This window comes from uncultured Cellulomonas sp., assembly GCF_963527515.1.
GTDB lineage: Bacteria > Actinomycetota > Actinomycetes > Actinomycetales > Cellulomonadaceae > Cellulomonas.
Genome location: NZ_CAURTV010000118.1, coordinates 1 through 9,620, shown reverse-complemented (window position 1 = coordinate 9,620; position 9,620 = coordinate 1). Strand labels below are relative to the sequence as shown.

Annotated in this window: 10 protein-coding genes and 1 tRNA gene; 3 read left to right on the top strand and 8 right to left on the bottom strand. The window is 73.1% G+C overall.

Annotated elements, in window-relative coordinates:
* Nucleotides 1-128: 128 nt before the first annotated feature.
* Entirely contained in the window at nucleotides 129-953 is an 825-nt protein-coding gene (locus RYN42_RS17910) for a Bax inhibitor-1/YccA family protein (RefSeq protein WP_315098230.1), read from the bottom strand.
* Between the two features lie 197 nt (nucleotides 954-1,150).
* On the opposite strand from RYN42_RS17910, the gene RYN42_RS17905 reads away from it, so the two are divergent.
* The 3 genes from RYN42_RS17905 to RYN42_RS17895 all read left to right on the top strand — a co-directional run bounded on the left by RYN42_RS17905 (nucleotide 1,151) and on the right by RYN42_RS17895 (nucleotide 3,959).
* Nucleotides 1,151-2,125, top strand: a complete 975-nt coding sequence (locus RYN42_RS17905) for an ATP-binding cassette domain-containing protein (protein ID WP_315098227.1) — start codon at nucleotides 1,151-1,153, stop codon at nucleotides 2,123-2,125.
* The gene (locus tag RYN42_RS17900) at nucleotides 2,122-2,991 is read left to right on the top strand and encodes an ABC transporter permease subunit (RefSeq protein ID WP_315098224.1); all 870 of its coding nucleotides are present in this window, start codon (nucleotides 2,122-2,124) and stop codon (nucleotides 2,989-2,991) included. The genes RYN42_RS17905 and RYN42_RS17900 overlap by 4 nt, the downstream gene beginning before the upstream one ends.
* 107 nt (nucleotides 2,992-3,098) lie before the next feature.
* Nucleotides 3,099-3,959, top strand: a complete 861-nt coding sequence (locus RYN42_RS17895) for a siderophore-interacting protein (protein WP_315098221.1) — start codon at nucleotides 3,099-3,101, stop codon at nucleotides 3,957-3,959.
* Between the two features lie 4 nt (nucleotides 3,960-3,963).
* Here RYN42_RS17895 and RYN42_RS17890 read toward each other — a convergent pair.
* The 7 genes from RYN42_RS17890 to RYN42_RS17860 all read right to left on the bottom strand — a co-directional run.
* Nucleotides 3,964-4,037 (bottom strand) — tRNA-Leu (locus tag RYN42_RS17890).
* 71 nt (nucleotides 4,038-4,108) lie between these two features.
* Nucleotides 4,109-5,596, bottom strand: coding sequence for an NAD(P)/FAD-dependent oxidoreductase (locus RYN42_RS17885; protein ID WP_315098218.1), 1,488 nt, complete (start codon nucleotides 5,594-5,596; stop codon nucleotides 4,109-4,111).
* A 70-nt stretch (nucleotides 5,597-5,666) separates the two neighbouring features.
* Nucleotides 5,667-6,785, bottom strand: a complete 1,119-nt coding sequence (locus RYN42_RS17880; RefSeq protein WP_315098215.1) for a hypothetical protein — start codon at nucleotides 6,783-6,785, stop codon at nucleotides 5,667-5,669.
* Complete coding sequence (locus tag RYN42_RS17875) at nucleotides 6,782-7,111, bottom strand: PadR family transcriptional regulator (protein ID WP_315098212.1); 330 nt, start codon at nucleotides 7,109-7,111, stop codon at nucleotides 6,782-6,784. Before RYN42_RS17875 ends, RYN42_RS17880 begins: the two co-directional genes overlap by 4 nt.
* 303 nt (nucleotides 7,112-7,414) lie before the next feature.
* On the bottom strand, nucleotides 7,415-8,368 hold the full coding sequence (locus tag RYN42_RS17870; protein WP_315098210.1) for a Ppx/GppA phosphatase family protein: 954 nt from the start codon (nucleotides 8,366-8,368) through the stop codon (nucleotides 7,415-7,417).
* Between the two features lie 169 nt (nucleotides 8,369-8,537).
* On the bottom strand, nucleotides 8,538-9,038 hold the full coding sequence (locus RYN42_RS17865) for a DUF501 domain-containing protein (protein ID WP_315098207.1): 501 nt from the start codon (nucleotides 9,036-9,038) through the stop codon (nucleotides 8,538-8,540).
* Between the two features lie 25 nt (nucleotides 9,039-9,063).
* The coding region (locus RYN42_RS17860; RefSeq protein ID WP_315098206.1) for a septum formation initiator family protein at nucleotides 9,064-9,620 on the bottom strand (557 nt) is incomplete at its 5' end.

Genomic DNA, 9,620 nt, shown 5'->3' with positions numbered 1-9,620 from the left:
CCCCGAGGGGGGCTGCGGGCCCGCGCGGGGCCCGCCCCCCCTGGGCGGGGGGGGGGGGCGCGCCCCCCGGGGGCCGGGGGGCCCTCGGATGGCGGGGTCGGGCCGACGTCAGTCAGTTCTGACCCAGGTCAGTCGCCACGCAGGATCGCGAAGATCCGCAGCAGCTCGAGGTAGAGCCAGACCAGCGTCACGACGAGGCCGAAGGCAGCGGTCCACGCGAACTGGCGGGGCACACCGGCCTCGACACCGCGCTTGATGGAGTCGAAGTCGACGATGAGCATCGCGGCCGCCAGGACGACGGCGATGAGGCCGACGGCGATACCGAGCGGGCCGGAGCGCAGCGGCCCGAAGTCGCCGCCACCGACCCCGACGAGCATGAGGACGACGTTGACCAGCGAGAACACGAGATAGCCGACCATGGCCAGCAGCAGGATGCGCGTGAACTTGGGCGTCACCCGCACCCGGCCGGACCGGAAGAGGAACAGCGACGCCGCGAACACCGAGACGGTGGCGAGCACGGCCTGCACGACGATCCCGTCGTACCAGGTCTCGTAGATCGCGCTGATGCCGCCGAGGAACACACCCTGCGCCGCGGCGTAGAGCGTGATGAGCGCGGGGCTGGGGGTCTTCTTGAACGCGTTGACCAGTCCGAGGACCAGGCCGACGATCGCGCCGAAGATCCACAGCTGCGGGGCGAGCACCCACGTCGCCGCGCCGGTGACGACCAGCAGGGCCAGCAGGCCCGCGGTCTTCATGATGACGTCGTCGTAGGTCAGGCGGCCCGTCTCGCGCGTCGTCGCGGCGGGGGCGTCGTACATCTGGTCGAGGCTGGCGGCGTCGGCCACCTGGGCGCCGGCGGTGCCGTAGGAGACCGTCGACGCGGGCGACCGCTGGCCGCGACGCTGGACGGGGTCCTGGAACACCGGACTGTTGTTGAACACGGGATTGGCCATGGCGTCCTCCTGGACGGATCGGGCGCTGTCAGACAAGGCTGTCACCGTAGCGAACGCGGACAGGGGCGCGTTCGTTCCCGGGTCTTCCCCACCTCGACCTTTCGGCTGGGCTGTGGTCCCCCCATGGTCCGATGTAAGTGCTTGCGCCGCACCCCTAGGGTCGACTCGGCTCAGTTCCCGACGACGAGGAAAAAGCGATGATCGAGGCCCACGACCTGACGAAGAGATATGGCACCAAGCTGGCGGTGGACGGCATCTCGTTCACCGTGCAGCCGGGACGGGTCACCGGCTTCCTGGGCCCCAACGGGGCAGGGAAGTCCACGACGATGCGCATGATCGTCGGCCTGGACCGGCCGACGCACGGCTCCGTGATCGTGAACGGACGCCCCTACGCCGAGCACCGCTCCCCCCTCACCGAGGTGGGAGCGCTCCTCGAGGCCAAGGCGGTCCACACCGGCCGCAGCGCGCGCAACCACCTGCGGGCCATCGCGGCCACGCACGGCATCGGGGAGAAGCGCGTCAACGAGGTCATCTCGATGACCGGGCTGGACACCGTCGCCAAGCGGCGGGTCGGCGGCTTCTCGCTCGGCATGGGGCAGCGGCTCGGCATCGCGGCCGCCCTGGTGGGTGACCCGCAGACGCTGATCCTCGACGAGCCGGTCAACGGCCTCGACCCCGAGGGCGTCCTGTGGGTGCGCAACCTGGTCAAGTACCTGGCCGCGTCCGAGGGCCGCACGATCTTCCTGTCCTCGCACCTCATGAGCGAGATGGCGGTGACGGCCGACCACCTCATCGTCATCGGCCGCGGCAAGATCATCGCCGACGGGCCGGTGGACACCGTGATCTCCCAGGCCACCCGTGCCACGGTCCGCGTCCGGTCGCCGCACGCCTCCGACCTGGCGTCGCGCCTGGCCGGTCCGGCGGTCACCGTCACGCCGGGCGGCGAGGAGGGCCTGCTGGAGGTGCACGGCGCCACCGCGGTCGAGGTCGGTGAGATCGCCGCGCGGTCCGGCATCGTGCTGCACGAGCTCACGCCCCTGACCGGGTCGCTCGAGGACGCGTACATGTCCCTGACGTCCGAGTCCGTCGAGTACCACTCGGCCGCCCTTCCCGGTGAGGCTCCGCGCTCCGCCGGCTCCCCCGCCCCGACCACCGGAGAGGACGCCCGATGAGCACCGCCGTCGCCACCGAGCCCCAGCGTCGCGCCGCCACCCCGTCCAATCACCGCCTCCGGTTCAGCCACCTGCTGCGTGGCGAGTGGATCAAGTTCTGGTCGGTGCGCTCCACCACGTGGACGCTCTCGATCTTCCTGATCGCCACGGTCGGCCTGGTCGTCCTGATCAGCTTGGCCTTCGTCAACGTGCCCAGCCCGGCGGAGGGCGGTCCACCGGAGGGCACCGCAGGCAACCCGCTCGACCCGCTGAGCATCGCCGTGACCCTCGCCCAGCTCGCCGTGGCCGTCCTCGGTGCGCTCACCATCACGAGCGAGTACAGCACCGGCATGATCCGGTCGAGCCTGACGGCAGTACCCAAGCGGCTGCCGGTGCTCTGGTCCAAGGGGATCGTGCTCGTCGTCTCGGTGTTCGTCGTCGCGCTGGTCGCTGTCGCGCTGTCCGTGGCGCTCCAGTGGCTCTTCTTCGACAGCAAGGACTTCTCGATCGACGTGACGGACCCGGAGCTGATCCGGCCCCTGGTCGGGACCGCCGTCTATCTGGCGACGATCGCGCTGTTCTCGTACGCCCTCGGTGCGCTCCTGCGCCACTCGGCAGCGGCTCTGGCGACGGTCCTCGGGCTCCTGCTCGTGGCGCCGATCCTGTTCGGTGCGATCCCGTGGAAGCCGCTCCAGTACGCCAACCCCTTCCTGCCGGGAGTGGCGGGTCAGCAGTTCACGCAGACGAACGAGCAGCTCGAGGCCACGGCCGCGTTCAGCGACGTCGGTGCGGACCTGACGGCCTGGCAGGGCTACGGGGTGCTGGTCCTCTGGATCGTGCTCGTGCTCGGGGTGGCCGCGGTGCTGCTGAGGCGGCGCGACGCCTGACCTGAGAACCACGGCGGGGGCGGTCCGGAGGGGGACCGCCCCCGTCGTCATGTCAGAACACGGGTTAGCGTGGGCCGCTGCACGCCAGCCCCCGACGAAGGACCTCGATGACCGACGCACCGCCCCGTCCCCGCCCTGCGCCGTTCGTGGCGGAGGTCGTGCGGACGGAACGGATCGCCGCGACGATGGTGCGGGTGGTGGTGGGCGGCCCAGGGCTGGTCGACTTCGTCCCGTCACCGCACGCGGACTCCTACGTCAAGGTGCTCTTCCTCCCGGAGGGCAGCCCACGACCGCGGCGACAGGACGGCCGGCTCGACCTGGACGCCGTCCGCGCGAGCCTTCCGCCAGGCGACCAGCCCCGCCAGCGCTCCTACACGGTCCGCGCGTTCGACCCCGCGGCCGGTGAGCTCACGCTCGACTTCGTCGTGCACGGCGACGAGGGGATCGCGGGACCGTGGTCGGCGTCCGCGCAGCCCGGCGACGAGGTCCTGCTCGTCGGCCCCGGCGGCGCCTGGTCGCCGGACCCCGACGCGGCCTCGTACCTGTTCGCCGGCGACGCGAGCGCGCTGCCGGCGATCGCGGTGGCGCTGGAGCGGCTGCCGGCGGACGCGATCGGGCACGCGGTGATCGAGATCCACGGGCCCGAGGACGAGATCGCGCTGACCGCGCCGGCCGGCATGCAGGTCCGGTGGGTGCACCAGGGCGTCGGGGTGGCCGGCCTGGCCCTCGTCGACACCGTCACGGCCCTGCCCGAGCTGCCCGCGCCGGTGAGCGCGTTCGTGCACGGCGAGGCCGGGGTGGTCCGGGAGCTGCGCCGGCACGTGCGCGTCGACCGTGGAGTCACACGCGACCGGCTGTCGGTGTCCGGCTACTGGCGCCTGGGCGCCGACGACGAGGGGTGGCGCGCCACCAAGCGGGACTGGTTGGCGACGATCGAGCAGGCGGAGGCCGCGGACGGCCTCGGCTGACGGGTGCCCCCGCCGGGGTTCGAACCCGGACTGTGCCGGGTTTAAGCCGGCTGCCTCTGCCAGTTGGGCTACGGGGGCCGCGCCACATCCTGCCAGCCCGAGCACGCGAGCCCCCGACCCGCGACGGGTCGGGGGCTCGCAGCGGTCTGTCAGGCGCGCTCGGCGCCGGTCTTCTCGGCGTGGGACCCGGGCTCGGCCTTGATCTCCGGCAGCGACGGCTCAGCCGCCCGCGGCTTGGCCGGCACGGACGCGGCGCGGAACTCGGCCCGCGGGTCGTGCAGCGTCCCGAGCGCGACGACCTCGCGACGGAACAGCAGCGAGCCGGTCCACCCGGCGGCGATCTTGATCTTGCGGTTGAACGTCGGCATGGCCGCCACGTGGTACGTCCGGTGCAGCACCCACGCCAGGAAGCCGCGGACCTTGACCCGCCCGAACATCTGCGCGACGCCCTTGTACATGCCGAGGGACGCGACCGCGCCGATGTTCTTGTGCTTGTACTCCGTCAGCTCCGCGGAGCGCAGGACGCGCGCCAGGTTGTCGCCCATGTGGTTGCCCTCGCGCAGCGCGTGCTGGGCGTTGGGCGGGCAGAACTGGCCGGGGTTGTACAGGTCCGGCACCGCCGCGCAGTCACCGGCGGCGTAGGCGTCGGGCACCGGGGTCCCGTCGGCGTCGACCACCTGGAGGAAGGCGTTGCAGGTGACCCGGCCCAGCTTGTCCAGCGGCAGGTCCGAGTTCTTCAGGACCGGGTTCGCCTTGACGCCGGCGGTCCAGACGATGGTCTCGGCGTCGAACTCGACCCCGGAGGACAGGACCACGTGCCCGTCGACGCAGCTGTTGAGGAACGTGGACAGGTGGATCTCGATGTCCCGCTTGCGCAGCTGCTCGAGGGTGTAGCCGCCCAGCTCCTCGCTGACCTCGGGCAGGATGCGCGGCGAGCCCTCGACCAGGACGAAGCGGACCTCCTCCTGCTCGATGGCGTGGTAGTACTTCACCGCCGCGCGCGCCATGTCCTCGACCTCGCCGAGCGCCTCGATGCCGGCGAACCCGCCGCCGACGAAGACGAACGTGAGCATGCGCTTGCGCAGGTCCGGATCCCACGTGCTGGCCGCCATGTCGATGCGGTTGAGTACGTGGTTGCGGACCGCGATGGCCTCTTCGACGTTCTTGAAGCCGATGCCCTGCTCCGCCAGCCCCGGGATGGGCAGCGTGCGGGCCACCGAGCCCAGGCCCACCACCAGGTGGTCGTAGGTGATCCAGTAGGGGTCGCCCTCCTCGGGCGTGATCTGCACGGTGCGACCCGCGTGGTCGATCTCGCTGACCTTGCCCTGCAGCACGTCGATGCCCTTGAGTGCACGGCGGTGCGGCGCGACGACGTTGCGGGGGTCGATCGAGCCGGCGGCCGCCTCAGGGAGGAAGGGGGCGTACGTCATGTACGGGCGGGGGTCGACGACGACGATGGCCGCCTCCCGCTTGCCCAGGCGCTTGCGCAGCCGGCGGGCCGTGTAGAGGCCCACCGTCCCGCCGCCGAGGATGACGACGCGGGGCACCTTGCGGGGCTTGCCCGGGCGGGCTGCCGCGTCCGTGCTGGCCGACGTGGGGGTCGGCGTGGAGACGACGTCGGAGGCTGACTGAGGCATACCTCAACGGTAGCCGCGCGGGCAGGGGGCCGCGCTACGGGGGACCGGTGACCCTGCGCACAGTCCGCTCTCAGGGCATCAGGGAGGGGGACGGTGACGGCGTCGCGCGCTCCGCACCGATGGCTGCGTCGGCGGGCGGGTCGAGCGCAGGCGCCTTGGCGAACGGCCACGGCGGTGTCGTCGCGGACGTCCCGGCCGGCAGGACCTGCACCCCCTGGTCGTCCGACGTGAACGCCGAGGAGGGTGCGCCCTGCAGCGGGTACACGTTCCAGCGGGCGCGGCCGTCGGCGTCGGTCCGGCTGACGAACGACCACGGCTCGGTGCCCTCGGGGAACCAGTACTGCTCGAACCCGTTGTCGTACGTGGTGCGCACCGGGCGGCCGCGGTCGTCGTAGACCTGCACGTCCGTGAGCGGGTTGCCCCCGGAGTCGTAGACGAACAGGTTGCTCACCTGCATGCCGTCGACGACCACCCCGTCGACCGGCCGGTCCTGGTAGATCGTCTGGGTGCCCGACGGGCCGAAGCCGCCGGCCTGGTACTGGTCGAAGACCTGCTCGCGGTCCCCCACGTGGTCCTGCACCCAGCCCAGCAGCGGCAGGACGGCGACGACGGCCACCACGTTGGCGGTCGCCGCGAGCCACGCGACCCGGCGCGACTGGAACCAGGCCGAGCGTCCCCACTGCACGCTGAGGACCACGCAGCCGACGAGCACCAGGAGGGCCGGCAGGTTCTGCGGGAACCACCCCGAGGCCCCGGACCCGAGCGCGACGAGCTGGTAGACCACCCATCCCCGCAGCAGCCACCAGGCGGGCCGCAGCGCGACGAGGAAGCCCTCGGTGGGCACCCACCACGCCTGCGCCCGCAGCCCGCGCAGCGCCCACGCACCGAGTCGCTGCGCGTCCTCGACGGGGTCGCGGAACAGTCGGACGCGCCTCTGGTCGCTGGTCGACGGGGCCAGGCCGGCCGCCGTCCGCAGCTCCGCCGCGTACTCCTCGGGCGGGCCGAACTGCTCGAGCAGGCCGCGTCCGTGGGCGACGTGCCGCTCGTCGGCGAGCGCCTCGGCGAGGTCGGCGTCGAGGTCGTCGGTGAGGTCGTCGACCAGCTCCGGTCCCAGGTCGGCCAGGCTGCGGCGCACCGCGGCCGCGTAGGCCGCGACGTCCAGCACGTCGGTGGTGTCCAGCACGCTCATCGCACGACCTCCGTCTTGAGCAGGCGGCCCATCGTGCCTGCGAACTCCTGCCAGTCCTTGCGCTGGGCCTCGAGCACGGCCCGGCCCTGGGCGTTGATCCCGTAGTACTTGCGGTGCGGGCCCTCATCGCTGGGCACCACGTAGGACGTCAGGGCGCCCGACGAGTAGAGCCGGCGCAGCGTCCCGTAGACCGACGCGTCGCCGACCTCCTCGATGCCCGCGGCCCGCAGCCGACGCACGACGTCGTACCCGTAGCCGTCCTCGTCCGAGACGACGGCGAGCACCGCCAGGTCGAGCACGCCCTTGAGCAGCTGGGTGGTGTCCATCGGTACCTCCGGGTCGGGGTCCGCGCCGCCGACCGCCCGGCGGGGCTGTCGGCGGCACGGGACCGGCGCGCTGGTGCGGGAGCCCCCTCCGGCTCCCGCAGGTGCGACGCTATTACACAGTGCGCACTACCGTCCACAACGCTGCAGGCGTGTCGCGCGACGTCTTCCGGCTGGGTCCGAGCACGTGGTCGCCGGGGCGCTCGGTTGCTCGGACGTCCCGTCCTGACCAGCGCTGCGTCCGAGCACGTGGTCGCCAGGGCGCTCGGGTGCTCGGACGTCCCGCGTCGCACGTGAGCGCTCGGGTCAGCGGGTGGCGATGCTCCAGGCGATGCCGTCGAGGATGTCGTGCTCCGAGGTGACCACCTCGGTCAGCCGGCCGCCGGCCGCGGCGACGTCGTCGCGCACCCGGCGGACCACGTCCCCCCAGACCAGCGCACCGGCACCGATCACGTCGACCCGACCGGGGTGCATGAAGCCGAGCGCTGCGCGCTCCTCGTGCGAGCGACGCAGCAGGTCGTCGCACGCGGCGAGCACGACGTCGACCGGCAGGACGGACCCGTCGATGACCGCCGGGTCGTAGGCCGGGAGGCCGAGCCCGTGCGCCGTCACCGTGGTGACCGTCCCGGCCAGGCCGACCAGCGTCACCGTCTTGCCGAGCGGGACGACGGCCGACGCGGTGCCCAGCGCCGCGGACACGTCGGCGTGCGCGGCGGCGATCTCGGCGGCGGTGGGGGGGTCGCCGAGCAGGTGCCGCTCCGTCATCCGGACGCAGCCGACGTCCATCGAGTAGGCGGCCTCGGGCGTCGTCGTGCCCAGGACCAGCTCGGTCGAGCCGCCGCCCAGGTCGACCACGAGGAACGGGCCGGGGTGCTGCGCGCCGAGCACGCCGGTGGCGCCGCGGAAGGAGAGCTCGGCCTCCTCCTGCCCGTCGACGACCTCCGGCTCCACGCCGAGCGCGGCGAGCACACCCTCGACGAAGTCCGCGCGGTTCTCGGCGTCGCGGGACGCCGACGTGGCCACGAACCGGACCGCCTCCACGCCGAGCCCGGTGCAGACCTCGCTGTACCGGCGGGCGGCGTCGAGCGTCCGGGCGAGCGCCTCGGGGGCGATGCGGCCGGTCCGGTCGACCCCCTGACCGAGGCGGACGACCTCCATCCGGCGGTCCAGGTCCACCAGCGTCCCGGCGTCGGGATCCACGTCCGCGACGAGCAGTCGGATGGAGTTGGTCCCGCAGTCGATGGCAGCCACACGAGTCACGCGGACCATCCTCGCACCGCCCGACGACCCCCACCCGCCACGACGTCCGAGCAGAGGGCGGCTCCGACCCACCCCGGCTCGGACGTCCGCAGAGAGACGGTCGCAACGTCCGAGCGGAGGGCGGCTCCGGCCCACATCTGCTCGGACGTCCGGTGGGAGGACGGGAGGGTCAGCAGGTGCAGCGGTCCGGGCGCCACTCGTCGCGGATCAGGGCCAGGGCCTCGTCGCCGATCGGGTTGACCCCGGGGCCGGCCGCGAGGGCGTGGCCCACCAGCACGTGCAGGCACTTGATCCGCGTCGGCATCCCCCCGGCCGAGATCCCCGCGATCTCCTCGACGTGCCCGAGCGCCTCGCGGTCCACCAGGTACGCCTCGTGCGCCCGGCGGTAGGCGGCGGCCAGCTCCTCGTCCTCGGCGAGCCGGGCGGTGAGCTCCTTCATGAGCCCGCCGGCCTCGAGCGTGCTCACGGCGGCGACCGCCGGGGGGCACGTGAGGTAGTAGGTGGTCGGGAACGGGGTGCCGTCGTCGAGGCGCGGGGCGGTGCGCACGACGAGCGGCCGGCCGCAGACGCAGCGCGCCGCGATGCCGACGACGCCGCGCGGGGGGCGGCCGAGCTGCTCGGCGAGCACCGCGACGTCCTGCTCGGACACCGCGTCGATCGAGGGAGGCACAGGGGGATCCGTTCCTGCGGGTGGGTCAGCCGCCGGCGGGCGGCGCGGGCGTCCCATTGTCCCCTGCCGCGGGAGCCTCTCCGGCCTCCTGCACCGACTCCCACACGGTCGCGTACCAGGGCAGAGTGGAGCCGGCGTCAAGCACGGAGGCCGGCCCCTGCGCGGCGGGCGCGGTGTCGGGGACCGTCTCGGGGTCGACGACGCGGAACGCCTTCTCCCCCGGCATCACGAACGACAGCCGCTCACGCGCCTGCGCGACGACGTAGGCGGGGTCGTCCCACCGGCCCTTCTCGGCCTCGAGGTCCTCGTTGCGCTGCCGCGCGGCGTCGACCTGCGCCCGCAGCTGGTCCACCTCGGCACGCTGCTGCAGGTAGGAGTGCAGGGTGGGGTAGACCAGCACGAACGCGAGCAGGAGCACGCACGAGAACACCATCGCCCGCACGGTGAACAGACGCGGCACCCGGATCTGGACCCGCTCGGCACGCGGCGTGCCGCGCGGAGGCGTGGGCGGTGTGCCCCGCGTGGCGGGACGGGAGGACGAGGGTCGCGACGAGGACGGGCGGGGCGACGACGACGGCGTCG